General features: G+C 64.7%; 15 protein-coding genes. 10 read left to right on the plus strand and 5 right to left on the minus strand.

Annotated elements, in window-relative coordinates; genetic code table 11:
• Positions 1-3 precede the first annotated feature (3 nt).
• Both cyoB and cyoA read right to left on the minus strand, forming a co-directional pair.
• Positions 4-2,028, minus strand: a complete 2,025-nt coding sequence (cyoB, locus tag EPB08_RS06480; protein ID WP_130618245.1) for a cytochrome o ubiquinol oxidase subunit I — start codon at positions 2,026-2,028, stop codon at positions 4-6.
• A gap of 3 nt (positions 2,029-2,031) precedes the next feature.
• On the minus strand, positions 2,032-3,015 hold the full coding sequence (gene cyoA / locus EPB08_RS06485) for a ubiquinol oxidase subunit II (RefSeq protein ID WP_130618246.1): 984 nt from the start codon (positions 3,013-3,015) through the stop codon (positions 2,032-2,034).
• A gap of 224 nt (positions 3,016-3,239) precedes the next feature.
• Between cyoA and EPB08_RS06490 the strand changes: the two genes are divergently transcribed.
• The 4 genes from EPB08_RS06490 to EPB08_RS06505 all read left to right on the plus strand — a co-directional run bounded on the left by EPB08_RS06490 (position 3,240) and on the right by EPB08_RS06505 (position 8,982).
• A complete protein-coding gene (locus EPB08_RS06490) occupies positions 3,240-5,042 on the plus strand; it encodes an aminopeptidase P family protein (RefSeq protein WP_130618247.1) in 1,803 nt (600 codons plus the stop codon).
• Positions 5,043-5,228: 186 nt separating this feature from the next.
• Entirely contained in the window at positions 5,229-7,118 is a 1,890-nt protein-coding gene (parE, locus tag EPB08_RS06495; protein ID WP_130618248.1) for a DNA topoisomerase IV subunit B, read from the plus strand.
• Positions 7,119-7,327: 209 nt separating this feature from the next.
• A complete protein-coding gene (locus EPB08_RS06500; RefSeq protein ID WP_130618249.1) occupies positions 7,328-8,398 on the plus strand; it encodes a PLP-dependent cysteine synthase family protein in 1,071 nt (356 codons plus the stop codon).
• A 62-nt stretch (positions 8,399-8,460) separates the two neighbouring features.
• Positions 8,461-8,982 carry a 3-hydroxyanthranilate 3,4-dioxygenase gene (locus EPB08_RS06505; RefSeq protein ID WP_130618250.1) on the plus strand — a complete coding sequence of 174 codons (522 nt, stop codon included), beginning with the start codon at positions 8,461-8,463 and terminating at the stop codon, positions 8,980-8,982.
• A gap of 249 nt (positions 8,983-9,231) precedes the next feature.
• Here the strand turns inward: EPB08_RS06505 and EPB08_RS06510 are convergent, their stop codons facing one another.
• Positions 9,232-9,762, minus strand: coding sequence for an NUDIX hydrolase (locus EPB08_RS06510; protein ID WP_130618251.1), 531 nt, complete (start codon positions 9,760-9,762; stop codon positions 9,232-9,234).
• Positions 9,763-10,006: 244 nt separating this feature from the next.
• Here EPB08_RS06510 and EPB08_RS06515 point away from each other — a divergent pair, with 244 nt between their 5' ends.
• Together EPB08_RS06515 and EPB08_RS06520 are read left to right on the plus strand one after the other, a co-directional pair.
• Complete coding sequence (locus EPB08_RS06515) at positions 10,007-11,557, plus strand: amino acid permease (protein ID WP_130618252.1); 1,551 nt, start codon at positions 10,007-10,009, stop codon at positions 11,555-11,557.
• Positions 11,558-11,641: 84 nt separating this feature from the next.
• Positions 11,642-13,099 carry an amino acid permease gene (locus EPB08_RS06520; RefSeq protein ID WP_130618253.1) on the plus strand — a complete coding sequence of 486 codons (1,458 nt, stop codon included), beginning with the start codon at positions 11,642-11,644 and terminating at the stop codon, positions 13,097-13,099.
• Positions 13,100-13,631: 532 nt separating this feature from the next.
• On the opposite strand, the gene EPB08_RS06525 is transcribed toward EPB08_RS06520, so the two are convergent.
• Positions 13,632-13,967, minus strand: coding sequence for a high-potential iron-sulfur protein (locus EPB08_RS06525; protein ID WP_130618254.1), 336 nt, complete (start codon positions 13,965-13,967; stop codon positions 13,632-13,634).
• A 158-nt stretch (positions 13,968-14,125) separates the two neighbouring features.
• Here EPB08_RS06525 and EPB08_RS06530 point away from each other — a divergent pair, with 158 nt between their 5' ends.
• The 4 genes from EPB08_RS06530 (at position 14,126) to EPB08_RS06545 (ending at position 17,227) form a co-directional block, all read left to right on the plus strand.
• A complete protein-coding gene (locus EPB08_RS06530) occupies positions 14,126-14,773 on the plus strand; it encodes a methylthioribulose 1-phosphate dehydratase (protein ID WP_130618255.1) in 648 nt (215 codons plus the stop codon).
• A complete protein-coding gene (locus EPB08_RS06535; RefSeq protein ID WP_130618256.1) occupies positions 14,770-15,336 on the plus strand; it encodes a 1,2-dihydroxy-3-keto-5-methylthiopentene dioxygenase in 567 nt (188 codons plus the stop codon). The genes EPB08_RS06530 and EPB08_RS06535 overlap by 4 nt, the downstream gene beginning before the upstream one ends.
• A gap of 163 nt (positions 15,337-15,499) precedes the next feature.
• A complete protein-coding gene (gene mtnC / locus EPB08_RS06540) occupies positions 15,500-16,186 on the plus strand; it encodes an acireductone synthase (RefSeq protein WP_130618257.1) in 687 nt (228 codons plus the stop codon).
• A gap of 18 nt (positions 16,187-16,204) precedes the next feature.
• Positions 16,205-17,227, plus strand: a complete 1,023-nt coding sequence (locus tag EPB08_RS06545) for a C13 family peptidase (RefSeq protein ID WP_130618258.1) — start codon at positions 16,205-16,207, stop codon at positions 17,225-17,227.
• A gap of 12 nt (positions 17,228-17,239) precedes the next feature.
• Here the strand turns inward: EPB08_RS06545 and EPB08_RS06550 are convergent, their stop codons facing one another.
• Positions 17,240-18,358, minus strand: a complete 1,119-nt coding sequence (locus EPB08_RS06550) for a sulfate/molybdate ABC transporter ATP-binding protein (RefSeq protein WP_130618259.1) — start codon at positions 18,356-18,358, stop codon at positions 17,240-17,242.
• Between the last annotated feature and the right edge of the window lie 3 nt (positions 18,359-18,361).

The raw sequence follows: 18,361 nt of genomic DNA on the forward strand, positions 1-18,361 counted from the left end.
GGGTTACGCCACCTTCTGACGCTGGGGCGCCGCCACCGGAGCCACCTGCGTGGTCTGGATCTGCTGCAGCTTGGCGTGGCGCGAACGCTCGATCTTCTCGACCTCGGCCGCCGGCACCCAGTAATCGATGTCGCGGTCGTAAGCGCGCACGATGAACGCGGCGACCATGCCCACGAGGCCCACGGCAGCCATCCACCAGATGTGCCACACGAGCGCAAAGCCCAGGACCGTACCGAACGCGCCCATCACCACACCGACGCCGGTGTTGCGGGGCATATGAATGTCTTCGTACTTGGCAGGTTGCACGTAAGCGACTCCGTTTTGTTTGTCTTCCCAGAACTGATCCAACTCACGCACCTGCGGAAGCGTGGCGAAGTTGTAGAACGGGGCGGGAGAACTGATGGACCATTCGAGCGTGCGGCCACCCCACGGGTCGCCACTGGGATCGGTGAGCTTCTTGCGGTCACGGATGGACACGTAGAACTGCACGAGGGTGCAGAAGATGCCCACCGCGATGATGGCCGCGCCGAGCGCGGCGACGATCAGGTACGGCTGCCAGTCCGGGTTCGCGTAGTGGTTCATGCGACGCGTCATGCCCTTCAGGCCAAGCACGTACAGCGGCGCGAAGGCCAGCCAGAAACCCACCAGCCAGCACCAGAACGATGCCTTGCCCCAGAACTCGTTGAGGCGGAAGCCGAAGGCCTTCGGGAACCAGTAGTTGATCGCCGCGAACACGCCGAACACCACGCCGCCGATGATCACGTTATGGAAGTGCGCGATCAGGAACACGCTGTTGTGCAGGACGAAGTCCGCACCCGGCACGGCCAGCAGCACGCCGGTGACGCCGCCGATCACGAAGGTGACCATGAAGCCCACCGTCCACAGCATCGGCACGTTGTACTCGACGCGGCCGCGGAACATGGTGAACAGCCAGTTGAACAGCTTCGCACCGGTAGGCACCGAGATGATCATCGTCGTGATGCCGAAGAAGGCATTCACGCTGGCACCCGAGCCCATGGTGAAGAAGTGGTGCAGCCACACCACGAACGACAGCACGCCGATGCACGAGGTGGCGTACACCATCGACTTGTAGCCGAACAGCGGCTTCTTGGAGAACGTGGCGACGATTTCCGAGTACGCACCGAAGCACGGCAGGATCAGGATGTAGACCTCCGGGTGGCCCCAGATCCAGATCATGTTCACGTACATCATGGCGTTGCCGCCAAGCTCGTTCGTGAAGAAGTGCATGTCGAGATAACGGTCGGCCGTGAGCAGCGCCAGCGTCACCGTCAGGATCGGGAAGGCAGCCACGATCAGGATGTTGGTGACCAGCGAGGTCCACGTGAACACCGGCATCTGCATCAGCTTCATGCCGGGCGTGCGCATCTTCATGATGGTCACGATGAAGTTGATGCCGCTCAGCGTGGTGCCGAGGCCGGACAACTGCAGTGACCAGATGTAGTAGTCCACGCCGACCGTTGGGCTGTACTGAATGCCCGACAGCGGCGGATAGGCCAGCCAGCCGGTGGCGGCGAAGTCGCCGACGAACAGCGACACCATCACCAGCACCACGCCCGACATGAACAGCCAGAAGCTGAGCGAGTTCAGGAAGGGATAGGCAACGTCGCGCGCACCGATCTGCAGCGGCACCACCAGGTTCATGAGACCCGTGATGAACGGCATCGCCACGAAGAAGATCATGATCACGCCGTGGGCGGTGAACACCTGATCGAAGTGATGCGGCGGCAGATAGCCGGCGGCATCGGAGGCGGCCATGGCCTGCTGCAGGCGCATCATGATGGCGTCGGAGAAGCCGCGAAGCAGCATCACCAGCGCCACGATGATGTACATGATGCCGATCTTCTTGTGGTCCACCGAGGTGAACCACTCCTTCCACAGGTAGCCCCACAGACGGTACTTGGTGATGACGGCGAACAACGCCAGGCCACCGAGGATGACGGCGGCGAGCGTGCCCATCACGATCGGCTCGTGATACGGGATCGCGTCAAGGGTGAGCTTTCCAAACATGGCTTACTTCTCTGCCTGAGTCGGGGTGGTGATCGAGGAGATGCCGTCTGACGGCAGCGCGTCCCCGCCCTCGTGGTGCTGCATGTCCATCGGCATGTCGTGGTGCGAATCCATCGGCATCTCGCCGTGCGAAGCGGCGTCGTGCGGCATGTCACCCATGTGCTTGTTGACCACACTGGCGAACAGGCCCGGCGTCACCTGGCCGTAGTACGACACCGGCACCTTCTGGCTGGGCTGGGCCAGCGCCTTGAAGCTGTCGCCGTCCAGCGCCACCGGAGCAGCCTTGGCCTGGGCGATCCAGTCCTTGAAGCCGTCCTCGGAGGTGGCGATGGCCTTGAAGTGCATGTCCGAGAAACCTTCGCCACTGAAGTTGGACGACAGGCCCTCGTAGCTGCCCGGCTCGCGCGCGATCAGATGCAGCTTGGTCTCCATGCCGGCCATGGCGTAGATCTGGCTGCCCAGCTGCGGGATGAAGAAGGCATTCATCACCGAGTCGGAGGTGATCTCGAAATTCACCGGGCGATCGACCGGGAATGCCAGCTCGTTGACCGAGGCCACGCCGTACTCGGGATAGACGAACAGCCACTTCCAGTCGAGCGACACGACCTGCACCGTCACCGGCTTGGCATCGGACTGCAGCGGCTTGTACGGGTCCAGCGCGTGCGTGCTGGTCCAGGTGATGGCGGCGAGGATGACGATGATGATGGCGGGAATGGTCCACACCACCAGCTCGATCTTGGTCGAGTGCGACCAGTTCGGCGCGTAGGTGGCCTTCTTGTTGCCGGAGCGGTAGCGCCAGGGGAACCACAGGGTCATCGCGATCACCGGAATCGCCACGATGGCCATCAGGCCCAGCGCGATCAGGATGAGGGACTTCTCATGGGCGCCGATGTCCCCTTTGGGGGCCAGCACTTCCATGTTGCAGCCGCTGAGCAGCACGGCTACGCCAACGCTTGCGTAGCGCAAGCGCGAAAGGAGGGGATGCATGTTCACGTACAACCTGGGGCACAGCGTGGGGACGCGGCATGCTAACGGCATGCCGTGCAGGTTGAAACGCCTCCGAGACACAATGTCGCAGCAGAAAATTCTTGCGCAGACGACTGCGGCGACTTGACACAAGAATGCAAGAGCCAGCACCCGCTTTTCGGCCAGGAAAACATCAAAAAGACGCCGCAAATCTCGGCCGTTCAGCGCCCTGCTACCATGCGGCGATGGAAACCACCGCACCCTCGAAACTGGCTGCCCTGCGCCTGGCGATGCAACAGCAAGGCGTCGCCGCCTGCCTGATTCCCAGCGCCGACCCACACCTTTCCGAGTACCTGCCGGCCCATTGGGAAGCCCGCGCCTGGTTGTCTGGCTTCACCGGATCGGCGGGCACGCTGGTGGTGACGCCGGATCACGCCGGGCTGTGGACCGACTCACGCTACTTCGCCCAGGCCGCCCAACAGCTGGCCGGCAGCGGCGTCGAGCTGATGAAGCAGCGCGTGGCGCACGCCCCCGAACACGTCGAGTGGCTGCTGCAAACGCTGAAACCCGGCCAGGTGCTGGCCGTCGCGGGCGACAGCGTGGCGCTCGCCACGGCGCGCAACCTCGAGCGTCGACTGCAGGCCACCGACGCCACTTTGCGCACCGACCTGGACCTGCCCGGCCAGATCTGGCCCAACCGCCCGACCCTGCCCACGGCCCCCGTCAACGAGCACCCGCCGCGTTTCGCCACGCAGCCACGCAGCGGCAAGCTGGCCCGCCTGCGTACCGCCATGCGCAAGCTCGGCGCTACGCATCACCTGGTGTCGAGCCTGGATGACATCGCCTGGCTCACCAACCTGCGCGGCAGCGACGTGGAGTGCAACCCGGTCTTCCTCGCGCACCTGCTGGTGCAGGCGGAAGGTTACGCCACGCTGTTCGTGGGGCGCGGCAAGTTCACCGACGCGCTGGTGCAGTCGCTGGCAGCGGACGGCGTGCGCATGGCCGACTACGCCACGATCACCGACGCCTTGTCCGAGCTGGGTGCCAACGATCGCCTGCTGCTGGATAGCGGCCGCGTCGTCGTGTCAGTGGCCTCGGCCATTTTGCCGAGCGTGCGGCTTATCGAGGCCGCCAACCCCACCACCTTGTTCAAGGCTCGCAAGACCGAAGCCGAGCTTGACCACATCCGCGATGCGATGCGTCGCGACGGTGCCGCGCTGGCACGCGCGTTCCGCCGACTGGAAGAGCGCGTCAACGCCGGCATGCGCCAGACCGAGCTGGACGTGGACGCCCTGCTCCGCGAGGAACGCACGGCGCAACCGGACTTTGTCGGCGAAAGCTTCTCCACCATTGCCGGCTACCAGGCGAACGGTGCGCTGCCCCATTACCGGGCCACACCCGAATCGCACAGCACGCTGAAGCCGCAGGGCCTGCTGCTGGTGGACTCCGGTGGCCAGTACCTAGGCGGCACTACCGATGTCACCCGCGTACTCGCACTCGGGGAAACCACCGCCGAGCAGCGTCGCGACAGCACCCTGGTGATGAAGGGCATGATCGCGTTGAGCCGCGCCCGGTTCCCCCGGGGCGCCAGCGGCCCGCAGCTCGATGCCCTCGCTCGCGCGCCGCTGTGGGCCAGCGGCATGGACTACGGCCACGGCACCGGCCATGGCGTGGGCTACTTCCTTAATGTGCACGAAGGCCCGCACGGCATCCGCCCGCCGGTCTCCGGCGCCACGCTGGTTCCGCTGGAGCCGGGCATGATCACCTCGATCGAGCCGGGCCTGTACAAGCCGGGCCGCCACGGCATCCGCCACGAGAACCTCGCGGTGGTGGTCGAGGCCGACAAGACCGAGTTTGGCGAGTACTACGCCTTTGAGACGCTGACCCTGTGCCCGTTCGACCGCCGCGCGCTGGAGCCGGGCCTGCTCAATCCCGAGGAGCGCGCCTGGCTGGACGACTATCACGCCACCGTCCGGGCCGCCCTGGCACCCTTGCTGGAGGATGCGGACCTGGCCTGGCTGGAGCGGCATTGCGCGCCGCTGGCTTGAGCCGGTTCATGCCGTTGTGGGAGCGCACCCTGTGCGCGACCGCGGAGCGGATGGTTGCCGCTTCGTCAGGCTGTCGCGCACAGGGTGCGCTCCCACATATGTAATAAGACCCAGCCATCCCAACCCTTGACCTCCCCGCCCGGGCAACCCATCCTCCCGCGCCTGACCTGAGCCGAACCTTCCCGCATGAGCAGTCGCTACAACGCCGCCGACATTGAAGTCCTCTCGGGCCTAGACCCGGTCAAGCGCCGCCCCGGCATGTACACGGACACCTCCCGCCCGAACCATCTGGCGCAGGAAGTGATCGACAACTCGGTGGACGAGGCCCTGGCTGGCCACGCCAAGGCGATCGAAGTGATCGTGCACACCGACGGCTCGGTCGAGGTATCCGACGACGGCCGCGGCATGCCGGTGGACATCCACCCGGAAGAAGGCGTGCCGGGCGTCGAGCTGATCCTCACGCGCCTGCATGCGGGCGGCAAGTTCTCGGGCAAGAACTACAACTTCTCCGGCGGCCTGCACGGCGTGGGCGTGTCGGTGGTGAATGCGCTGTCCAACCGCGTGGAAGTCACCATCCGCCGCGATGGCAACGAATACCTCATGGCCTTCGAGAATGGCGACCGCGCCAGCGAACTCGAAGTGATCGGCACGGTGCCGAAGAAGAAGACCGGCACCACCGTGCGCTTCTGGGCCGACCCGAAGTACTTCGACTCGCCGAAGATCTCGCTGGGCAAGCTGCGCCACCTGCTGCGCGCCAAGGCGGTGCTGTGCGCCGGCCTCAACGTGAAGCTGGTCGACGAAGCCACCGGCGACACCAACGAGTGGTACTACGAGGACGGCCTGCGCGACTACCTGCGCGACGAGCTGTCCAGCGCCGAGGCAATCCCGGCCGAGCTATTCGTGCACCACGTGCAGCGCGAGGCCGATGGCCTCGACGTGGCCCTGGCCTGGTTGCCCGAAGGCGAACTGGTGCAGGAAAGCTACGTCAACCTGATTCCCACCGCCCAGGGCGGCACCCATGTGAACGGCCTGCGTTCCGGCCTCACCAATGCCATCCGCGAGTTCTGCGACATCCGCAACCTGCTGCCACGCGGCGTGAAGCTGGCACCGGAAGACGTGTGGGAGCGCCTGGCCTTCGTGCTGTCGGCCAAGCTGCAGGATCCGCAGTTCGCTGGCCAGACCAAGGAACGCCTGTCCTCGCGCAACGCCGCGGGCATGGTGGAGGGCGTCATCCACGACGCCTTCAGCCTGTGGCTCAACCAGCACGTGGATCTCGGCGAGCGCATCGCCCAGCTTGCCATCGAGCGCGCCAGCGCGCGCCTGAAGGCTGCCAAGCAGGTGGTGCGCAAGAAGATCACCCAGGGCCCCGCCCTCCCCGGCAAGCTGGCCGACTGCACCGCCACCGACCTGACCCGCACCGAACTGTTCCTGGTGGAAGGCGACTCGGCCGGCGGCAGCGCCAAGCAGGCACGCGACAAGGAATTCCAGGCGATCCTTCCGCTGCGCGGCAAGATCCTCAACACCTGGGAAGTGGAATCGGGCTCGGTGCTCGCTTCGGAAGAAGTGCACAACCTCGCCGTGGCCATCGGCTGCGACCCGGGCAAGGACGACCTCAGCGGCCTGCGCTACGGCAAGGTCGTCATCCTCGCCGACGCCGACTCCGACGGCCTGCACATCGCCACCCTGCTGAGCGCGCTGTTCCTGAAGCACTTCCCCTCGCTGGTGCGTGAAGGCCACGTGTTCGTCGCGATGCCGCCGCTGTTCCGCGTCGACGTGGGCAAGCAGGTGTTCTATTGCCTGGACGAGAACGAAAAGAACGCGATGCTCGAGCGTGTGCAGCGAGAGAAGATGAAGGGCGCGGTCAGCACCACCCGCTTCAAGGGCCTGGGCGAGATGAATCCGGGGCAGCTGCGCGAATCGACCATCCATCCGGACACGCGTCGCCTGGTGCAGCTCACCGTCGACCATGACGACGGCACCACCAAGTTGATGGACATGCTGCTGGCCAAGAAGCGCGCCAGCGACCGCAAGGCATGGCTGGAAGAAAAGGGCGACCTGGCGACGCTGGAGGTCTGAGCGCCGCCGCTTTAGCTCCCTCTCCCCTCCGGGGAGAGGGCTGGGGTGAGGGGCCAGTCTTGCGATAAGGCCCGTTCGAGCTGGTTTCTTTTGAAGTCCGCCGCAAGCACCCACCCCTCACCTCAATCCTCTCCCCGGAGGGGAGAGGAAGAAATCCCGCACTGACTCACGTCAACGCCCCACTCACACCCGGGCGCTAGACTGCTTCCATGCACACCGCCTGGACCCGCCAAGCCGTCCAAGTCCTCGAGTCCGAAGCAAACCGCTCGGCCGACACGCATCTGATCCGGCTGGATCTCCCCGCCTTCCCCGGCATACCGCTGTATCTCAAGGACGAATCCGTCCATCCCACCGGCAGCCTCAAGCATCGCCTGGCGCGCTCGCTGTTCCTGTACGCCATCTGCAACGGCTGGCTGCAGGCCGACCAACCTGTGGTGGAGGCCTCCAGCGGCAGCACCGCGATTTCCGAGGCGTACTTCGCCCGCCTGCTTGGCCTGCCCTTCTTTGCGGTGATGCCGCGCAGCACGTCGCGTGACAAGGTCGCGCAGATCGAATTCTTCGGCGGGCATTGCCACTTCATCGACGACACCGACGTCTACGGCGCCGCACAGCGTCTCGCCGCGGAACTGGGTGGCCACTACATGGACCAGTTCACCTACGCCGAACGCGCTACCGACTGGCGCGGCAACAACAACATCGCCGAGTCCATCTTCCGTCAGATGCAACGCGAGCCCGATCCGGATCCCCGCTGGATCGTCGTACCCGCCGGCACGGGTGGCACCTCGGCCACCATCGGCCGCTACATCCGCTATCGCTCCGCGCAACACGCGCCTGTGCGCCTTGCCGTGGTCGATCCGGAACATTCGGTGTTCTACGACTACTACGCGTGCCGCGACGCCAGCCTGCAGCTGACCCGCGGATCGCGCATCGAAGGTATCGGCCGCCCGCGTGTCGAACCCTCGTTCCTGCCCAGCGTCATCGACCGCATGATGCGCGTGCCCGATGCCGCGTCGATTGCCGCGCTGCGCCTGCTCGAACAACTGCTGGGTCGGTGCTGCGGCGGCTCCACCGGCACCAATCTGGTCGGCGCCCTGCAGCTGATGAGCGAGCTGCGTGCCGCCGGCGAGCGCGGCCCCGTGGTCACCCTGATCTGCGACGGCGGTGAGCGTTACCGCTGTTCTTACTACAACGACGACTGGATTGCCGCCGAGGGGCTGGACCTCACGCCCCAGCTCGAACGCCTGGAGGCCATCGTCCGCCACGGCCACTGGATCGACTGACCGGCATTCCCCACGCCCCGCCGTAGCGCTATCTTGATGGCTCCTCTTCGCCGGACGGTCCCATGTCCCTGCTGCCACCCATCGACTTGAAGCGCTGGATCGACGAGCACCGCCACCTGCTGAAGCCGCCGGTGGGCAACAAGTGCATCGTCGATGGCGATTTCATCATCATGATCGTGGGTGGCCCCAACGCGCGCACCGACTATCACTACGACGAAGGCCCCGAGTTCTTCTATCAGATCGAAGGCGAGATGGTGCTGAAGGTGCAGGACGAGGGCACCGCACGCGACATCCCCATCCGCGCCGGCGAACTGTTCTACCTGCCGCCCTGCGTACCGCATTCACCGCAACGCATGCCCGACTCGATCGGGCTGGTGATCGAGCGCCAGCGGCTGGCGGGAGAGAAGGACGGCCTGCTGTGGTTCTGCGAGCGCTGCAACCACAAGCTGTACGAGGAGTACTTCACCCTCGGCAGCATCGAGCATGATTTCCCGCCGGTGTTCGAACGTTTCTATCGTTCGATCGATGCGCGCACCTGCGAGCAGTGCGGACACCTCAACTCGGCGCCTGCCAAGTACGCCTGAATCTGTGCGTTCCCTAGATTCGCCTCCCTTGTGGGAGCGCACCCTGTGCGCGACAGGCGAAGCCGCAGTCCATGCTAGTGCCCAAATGTTTGACGATCGCAATGGAGGCGGATGCATCCCATAGCGGCAGTGTTTCGCCTTGACGCCGTCGCGCACAGGGTGGCGCTCCCACAAAAGACGCGCCTGTCTCAGAGGGAGTGTTGATCGCGCACTGGGTGCGCCCCTACAAGGGCGACGCTCGGAACTTGCTCAGCGCTGCAGCCACTTCCACGCCATGCGCCGCAACGATTTATCGCTCTGCGGGTCGTCAGCGATCTCGCGGATGGAGCGCCATGCGAGTGCGTGGGACTCGTCGCTGACCACGAAGTCCTCGCTGGCAACCGCGCGCACGACATAGCGCACGTCGTAATGCCAATGCTCCGGCTCCGCGCCACGCGCGGGGATACGGTGGCGATCGAGATCGAAAGGCTCCGCCTCGACCTCCAGGCCGGCGATTCCCGATTCCTCTTCGGCCTCGCGCAGCGCCACGCGGGCGAGATCCGTGTCGCCATCCGCGTGACCGCCCAGCTGCAGCCAGCGGCCCAGCTTGCGGTGATGCGTGAGCAGCACGCGCAGTCCGTCGGCGCTCACCAGCCAGGCGGAACCAGTGAAATGCGCCTCCAGCGATTCGCGACGGAATCGATGTTCACCGCCATCGAGCAACCCGATGAAATGCGATACGTCCTTTTCCTCCGGCCAGTGCCGGCCGTATTGCAGGAACTGCTCTGACAACATGTGCATGGATACTTCCCGACCGACCATCAACCACCGCCTCCGTGGGGGCGGCAAATCGCGATTATTTCAGAGCTTTCCCGGTCACGCATCGGCCTTCGTGGCCCGCCTGGGGCTGACCGCACTGCAACTTGTACGCCCGCACCCCGCTGGGCTATGGTTCCCCGTCGTTGCCGGGGTAGCGACGAACCGACCGTGACGTTTGGCACGGTTATAAGCGGTAAGAACGACCACAAGGCTGTAGGGGAGAAACATGCTGAAAAACCTGTTCGCGACGCATCCGATCCAGGCGTCGCCACACGTCGACGCGGGTGAGTTGCCGCACGACAGCCTGCACGGTGAGGCGAGCCTCAAGCGAGTGCTCACGGCGCGCCACCTGATCATGCTCGGCATTGGCGCCGTGATTGGCGCAGGTATTTTCGTCATCACCGGCCAGGCTGCTGCCGAACACGCCGGCCCCGCCCTGATCATCAGCTTCATCGTCGCCGGCATCGCCTGCGCCTTCGCGGGCCTCTGCTACGCCGAGTTCGCCGCGATGATCCCGGTCTCCGGCAGCGCCTACGCTTATTCCTATGCCACGCTGGGCGAAATCGTCGCCTGGTTCATCGGCTGGAACCTCGTCCTCGAATACCTCTTCGCCGTTGCCACCGTGGCTGCCGGCTGGTCGGGTTATTTCAACGAGTGCCTCTCCATCCTCAGTCACTGGACCGGGTTGTCGTTGTCGCTGCCCGAGAGCCTCGCCTCTGCGCCGCTCGCATTCATGGACGGCAGCCAGATCGAACAGCTGAAAGCCGGCCAGCACGTGCTCGCCAAGTTCTCCGAGCACTTCTACCTGGTCAGCACCAACACCATCATCAATCTGCCGGCCATTCTGATCGTGACCGCGCTGACGATGCTGTGCTATCGCGGCATCACGCAGTCGACCTTCGTCAACTCGATCATCGTGGCCATCAAGGTCATCGTGATCCTGCTGTTCCTGGTGTTCGCCTTCCGCTTCATCGATCCGTCGAACTGGCATCCGTTCATTCCGCCGGAAGAAGGTCCGGGCCGCTTCGGCACCAGCGGTATCTTCCGCGCCGCGGTGCTGGTGTTCTTCTCCTATGTCGGCTTCGACGCGGTGTCGACTGCCGCTGGCGAAGCCAAGAACCCGCAGCGCGACATGCCGATCGGCATTCTCGGCTCGCTGGCCATCTGCACCGTGCTCTACATCGCGATGGCGCTGACCCTCACCGGCATCGCCCCCTACCGGATGCTGGGCACGCCCGAACCGGTCGCCACCGCTCTGAGCATCCATCCGGAACTCAACTGGCTGAAGGCGATCGTTTCGTTTGGTGCCCTGGCCGGCCTGAGCTCGGTGATCCTGGTCATGCTGCTGGGTACCTCGCGCATCTTCTTCAGCATGGCGAAGGACGGCCTGCTGGGTAAGGGCATCTCGCGCGTGCATCCCAAGCACCGTACGCCGCACGTGGCCACCATCATTGCCGGCGTTTCGGCGCTGGTGCTCGCCGGCCTGTTCCCGGTGAGCATCCTGGGTGAACTGGTGTCGATGGGCACCCTGCTCGCCTTCACCACCGTCTGCATCGGCGTGCTCATCCTGCGCTACACCCGTCCCGAACTGCCGCGCACCTTCCGCGTGCCGGGCATCTGGGTGGTGAGCGTGCTGGGCTCGGTGATCTGCCTGTACCTGTTCTGGCAGTCGTTCCGCGCGAACTGGCCGCTGATGGTGGGCTGGACCACGTTCGGCATGCTGATCTATGCCTTCTACGGGTATTCCCATAGCAAGCTCCGCAAGCAAAACTCCTGATCCGACACGAAGGGCCGGCCCAGTGCCGGCCCTCTCGTTATGACCTAGGGCGAACCACGGCCCCCAGCTTCACCAGGTTGACGCATGCTCAAACAGCTACTCGCCCGCAAGACCGATTTCTCCGACGCCGACGACGCCTCCCACGGCCCGGCGCTGCGTCGCACGCTCGGCCCCTGGGGCATAACCGCCCTGGGTATCGGCGCCGTGATCGGCACCGGCATCTTCGTGGTCACCGGCCAGGCCGCCGCCGAACATGCCGGCCCTGCGGTGCTGATCTCCTTCATCCTCGCGGCGATCTGCAGCGGCTTCACCGCGCTGTGCTACGCCGAATTCGCCACGCTGATCCCGATCTCGGGCAGCTCCTATTCCTATGCCTATGCCACGCTGGGTGAGCTGGTCGCGTGGTTCATCGGCTGGAACATGGTGCTCGAGTACGGCATCTCCGCCTCGGCCGTCGCAGCCAGCTGGACGGGCTATTTCACCAGCATGCTCGACCAGCTCGGCATCCATCTGCCGCAGTCCCTCACGGAAGCGCCGCTCGCCTTCACGGATGGGCATCTCGTGCCCACCGGGCACCTGATGAACCTGCCGGCGGTGGCGATCGTGCTGGCGCTCACCTGGCTTTGCTATGTCGGCATCCGCGAGTCGGCGGGCCTTAACGTGCTGATGGTCGCGCTCAAGGTCGGCCTGATCATCATCGTGGTGGTCGCCGGTTATCGCTACGTCGATCCGTCGAACTGGCACCCGTTCATCCCGGAAAACCAGGGGCCGGGCAAGTACGGCTGGTCGGGCATCATGCGCGGCGCGGCGATGGTGTTCTTCGCCTATATCGGCTTCGAGGCGACATCCACCGCGGCACAGGAATGCAAGAACCCGCAACGCGACCTTCCCTTCGGGACGCTGGTCTCGCTGGTCATCTGCACCATTCTCTATCTCGCGATGGCTGCCGTGCTGACGGGCCTGGCCTCGTATACCGATCTCGGCACCAGCGAACCGGTCGTCACTGCCATCAAGGGCCATCCGGAGCTGGGCTGGCTGCGCACCGTGGTGGAAATCGGGGCGCTGATCGGCCTGTCCTCGGTGATCCTGGTGATGATCATCGCGCAGCCGCGCATCTTCATGATCATGTCGCGGGACGGCCTGCTGCCGAAGGTCTTCAACCGCATTCATCCCAAGCACCGCACGCCGCACATCAACACCGTGATCACCGGTGTGGGTATCGCGATCCTTGCTGCGGTATTCCCGCTGGATCTGCTCGCGGACCTCACCTCGATGGGCACGCTGATCGCGTTCGTCGCGGTGTGCGCTGGCGTGCTGATCCTTCGCTACACCGCACCGGAACTGCATCGCGGCTTCCGCGTGCCGTGGGCCTGGGTGATCTGCCCCGCTGGCGTGCTCAGCTGCCTGGCCCTGCTGGCCTTCATGAGCTGGTTCAACTGGCTCCTGATGATCATCTGGACCGTGATCGGCCTGGCGATCTACTTCGGCTATGGCATTCGCCACAGTCGCCTACATCGTCAACCTGTCAGCAAAAAAGCTTAATTTTCGGCGATCTGAGTCGAATTTCTTCGAAATCGCCAGATGGGCCATGCCTCACCTGGCGTAACGAATGAAAGCTTCCTGCGGAACATTCGTGAGGGCGAGTCTTGAATGTAACAATAACTCATTGTTTTTGTTCATTTTAACGAGACTTTTTCGATAAAATTTTGGGGCCGCCCGGCCCCAAAACCACCCTCCAGGAGTATCATCTGTGCTCCGTGGGTTGATCACTTGGCAGTGGGCCCCGGATTGCCGCCCGGCGCGTCAGGCGGGTCAGCTCCTCGGCCTGACGCGTCTGGGCAGCATCTTCTACTCACCGAGTTCTTCGGTTCGAGTTCTTCTTCACTTGCATAAAGATCACGCGAAGATCGGGTCAGCGTGATGTCGTGTTGCGTGCGTGTGCGTCGACGTCAGCGACTGATGTGCTCGCGGAAAGCGTCGCCGCGATGAAGCGTCGCTCGTGCGCCGATGACGCCGCTGCAAAAACAAGAAGGCCGGCAATGCCGGCCTTCTCGTCTGCAGAGTCGATGAAGCTTCAGGCTTTCTTCGGAGCGTGCGACACGCACCAGCCCTTGGCGTTGACCGACTTGCCCGGGAACAACTGGCAAGGACCATAGCCCGATGGGCCGCCGGTGTAGAACTGGCAGTTGGCGCAATCGTCGCCGGCCTTGTGCTTCGCATCGGTCGTCTTGCTGGCGTCTTCGACGTAGCCGAGGGCCTTGGCCGTCGGATCCGATTCCGCCACATGGGGCAGATCCGCCGCGCGAGCAAAGCGAGGCAGGCCACCACCGATCACCACCGCAGCCGCAGCAGTCCCAGCCGCGGCCTTGAGAAAGCGACGACGCGATTCGATATCTTTTTCGTGCGACATTGGTCCTACCTCCGTCTGGAAACATATCCGCCACGCCCGTGGCAGATCCTGGTGAATGCTACTCGCCTCGGAGATAAGTCGTGAGAACGAATCGCATTTTCGGCGTTGACGTAAAATCGACGTGGTATAGTTGCAGTTCATTTGGACGTCCATAACCCATGACTCAGAGCCTCCCCGCCACGATTACACCGGAGCTGTTCGCGCAGCGTGCCGACGCCATTGCCGATGCTGCGCGTGAACTGGCCGTGGCCGGGTGGACGCCCGCCACCAGCAGCAACTTCTCCATGCGGCTGGACGGCGAACACGCCGCCATCACAATCTCCGGGCGCGACAAGGGCAAGCTGGGTCGCGACGACATCATGATCATCGACATGCAGGGCAAGGCCGTCGGCACGTCGGCGCGCCCCAGTGCGGAGACGGAACTGCACACGCAGATCTACCGTCGCATGCCCGAGATGAACGTGGTGCTGCACACCCATTCACGCACGCAGAGCGTATCGTCGCGCCTGTTCGCACGCGAAGGCGTGGTGAAGCTCGAGGGCTGGGAACTGCAGAAAGCCATTGCGGGTCAAACCACCCACGACGCCGAGCTTTCGATCCCGGTGTTCCCCAACACGCAGCATATGCCCGAGCTGGTTGCGCAGGTCGATGCCTGGCTCGACTCAGGCAAGCCGCTGCATGCCTATCTCATCAACGGTCACGGCATCTATACCTGGGGCCGGGACATGGCCGAGACCCGTCGCCATCTCGAGGCGCTGGAATTCCTGCTCGGTTGCGAACTTGATCTGAGGAGACTCTCCGCATGAGCCGTCTGCGCATTTTCCAGGACACCCGCCCCGACGCGCCGCTGAGCGTGTACACCGACCACGCCGAGATCTCCACCGAACTGGCGAAGGCCGGCGTGCGCTTCGAACAGTGGGAGGCGAGCCAGCCGATCGCGCCGGGCGCCAGCCAGGAAGAAGTGATTGCGGCCTATCGCGCCGACATCGATCGCCTGATGTCCGAGGAGGGCTATCAGGCCGTGGATGTCATCAGCCTCAAGCCGGACCATCCGGATCGCGCAACGCTTCGCCAGAAGTTCCTCAGCGAGCACACGCACAGCGAAGACGAGGTGCGGTTCTTTGTCGCCGGCGCTGGCCAGTTCACACTGCACCTTGGCGACAAGGTCTACGACATCCTGTGCGAACAGGGCGACCTGATCGGCGTGCCTGACGGTACCCGGCACTGGTTCGACATGAGCGAGTCGCCCTACTTCGTGGCGATCCGCCTGTTCACCAACAAGGACGGCTGGGTCGCGCAGTTCACCGGTGAGGACATCGCCCAGCACTTCCCGCGCATGACGCCCCACGGATCCGCGAAGGCGGCCTGAGCCCATCCAGCCCCTGTAGGAGCGCACCCAGTGCGCGATCGGCACCTCCTGTTGCGAGGCCGATCGCGCACTGGATGCGCTCCTACGGTAAAGCGGGCATCGGCCCTCGCCCGCCGCCCCGGCCGAGGTTAAGCTTGGCTGCCCTGCAGACCGGCTTCCCCGCATGACCACCATCCGCGCCATCGTCACCGATATCGAGGGCACGACCAGCTCGATCCGTTTCGTCAAGGATGTGCTGTTCCCGTATGCCCGTGAGCGGCTGCCCGCCTTCGTAGAAACCCATGGCGACACGCCCGAGGTGCAGCACTGGCTGCATGAAGCGGCCAAGGAAGCCGGCATCGTCGAGGCACCTCGGCAGGAAGTGATCGAGATGCTGCTGCGCTGGATCGACGAGGACCGCAAGTCCACGGCGCTCAAGGCCCTGCAGGGCATGATCTGGAAGGACGGCTACGAGAACGGCGACTACCAGGCGCACATGTACCCGGAAGTGTCCGCCCGGCTGCACGCCTGGCGCGCCGATGGATTGCACCTCTACGTCTACTCCTCCGGCTCCGTCCCCGCGCAGAAGCTGTTCTTCCGCTACAGCGAGGCAGGCGACCTCACGCCACTGTTCTCCGGTTACTTCGACACCGAGACGGGTCCCAAGCGCGAGCGCGCCTCTTACGAGAAGATCGCCGAGGCCATCGGCGAGCTGCCGGCGCATATCCTGTTCCTCTCCGACATCGTGGAAGAGCTGGACGCCGCCCAGGCAGCAGGCCTGCATACGGGCTGGCTGTTGCGCGAGCCGCTCGCGCTGCCCGATGCGCCGCGCCACCCCGCCTACCGCGACTTTGACGCCATCGTTCTCTGACCCGCCCGAGCTCCCGCCATGCGTATCGCCTTTACTGCCCTGCTCGCCTTCGCGGCTGGCGTGCTGCTCATGGTGGGACTCACGCGGCATGCCACGTCACCGGCCAACGAACCCGCCGCCGTCGCCAGCCATCCTGCGACGAGCTCCACCGCCCTGGTTCCCCCCGACAACACCACCGATGAAGAACCGGGTGGCGCCGCCGACAACTGGCCATCGCACGCTCCTTCGCCGGAACAGGTGATCTATGCCCAGCACGGCATGGTGCGCAAGGCGCTGGACGGGCTGAGCCCACGTGTTGCCGGCCAACCCAACCTCTACGTGGTCGCCTTCGGCGGCGACGGTGGCGAGGATGTGTTCCGCAACGAGGCCGAGTACGCCGCCAGGTTTTTCCCGCAGCACTTCGGGACGGCCGCCCATGTGCTGGTGCTGGAGAACAATCCGGCCTCGCTGGAACAGCGCCCGCTGGCCTCCTGGAGCAATCTCGAGGCGACGCTCGACGGTCTCGCCGGCACGATGAAGCCGGACGAAGACATCCTGCTGCTGTACATGACCACGCACGGCGACGAAGACCACAACCTGCTGGTCGACATGGATCCGCTGCCGCTGGACCAGATCGGCGCGCAGGACCTCGCCGACATCCTCGACAAGCGCCCGTTCAAATGGAAGGTGGTGGTCGTCAACGCCTGCTATTCGGGCGGATTCGTACCCACGCTCAAGGGCGCCGGCACCCTGGTGATCACCGCTGCACGCGCCGACCGCAGTTCGTTCGGCTGCGGCAGCGATTCGGACATCACCTATTTCGGACGAGCGTGGCTGGTCGACGGACTCAACCGCACACCGGATTTCATGGAAGCCTTCCGCCAGGCTTCCGATGAAATCGCGCAATGGGAAACCAAGGACAAGCTGACGCCGTCCGAACCGCAGATGAGCGTGGGTTCGGGTATCGCCGATCAGCTGGCGCAATGGCGCCGCCATGTCGTGCCGGGACCGACCGTTGCGTTCAAGGCCGCCCCATCGGCCCACGCCGCCAGCCTGCACTGAAACGATTGCCGCTTATGCGGGCACGGGGCTGCGCGCGTGCCAGATCCAGCGCTCCTGGTTGAGCGTCGCCCCCTGTCCTTCGCGAGGAAACAGCACGGCGCTGCGGGGCGCCACGCGCAACTCCATGCCCGCGTGCAGGCCACGCCGCGACAAGTCCTCGCTGGCGATATCGGCTTCCAGCGTCTGGTCCAGCGCGTCGACATGCAATTCCAGGTGCGCGACGCTGCCGGCAAGATAGATATGGCGAAGCTTCGCCTCCCAGGCCGGTTGCGATGAGGGCACGGCCAGGCGCAGCTGCTCTGGTCGCACATAGGCCACCGCTTCGGTGAACCGCCCCTGCCACGGATCGCCATCCGGCATCCAGCCGCCAGCGGAGAGACGATCGCCGTTGCGCCGGACGAGGAAGCGATTGACCTTGCCGATGAACTCGCACACGAACGGCGTCGCCGGTTGCTGGTAGATCACTTCCGGCGAACCGACCTGCTCCACGCGACCGTTGTTCATCACGGCCACGCGATCGGCCAGCTCCAGTGCCTCTTCCTGGTCGTGGGTGACGAAAACCGTAGTCAGCTCCAGCTCCTCGTGCAACTCGCGCAACCAGCGACGCAACGTGACGCGGACCTGCGCATCCAGCGCGCCGAATGGCTCGTCCAGCAGCAGCATGTCGGGCTCCACTGCCAGCGCACGCGCCAGCGCCACGCGCTGACGCTGGCCGCCCGACAGCTGCGCGGGATAACGGCGGCCGAGGTCATCCAGTTGCACGCGCTTGAGCAGGCGCTCCACGCGCTCGCGAATCACCGCTCGGGATGGCCGCTTGCGCCAGGGGCGCACGCGCAGGCCGAAGGCGATGTTCTCGAGCACGGTGAGGTGGCGAAACAGCGCGTAGTGCTGGAACACCATGCCAATGTTGCGCTCACGTGCGGTGGTGGCGAGGAAATCCTTGCCGTCCTTCAGCACGCTGCCCGTGTCGGGATAGTCCAGTCCGGCAAGGATGCGCAACAGGGTCGTCTTGCCCGAGCCTGACGGACCCAGCAGTGCCAGGAATTCCCCTGGCGCGATGCTCAGGCTGACATCGTCCAGCGCCTGGTACTCGGCGAAACGTCGATTCAGATGGGACAACTCGAGTGTCATCCG

Origin of the sequence: Dyella amyloliquefaciens, from assembly GCF_004296575.1 — a bacterium.
GTDB classification, from domain to species: domain Bacteria; phylum Pseudomonadota; class Gammaproteobacteria; order Xanthomonadales; family Rhodanobacteraceae; genus Dyella; species Dyella amyloliquefaciens.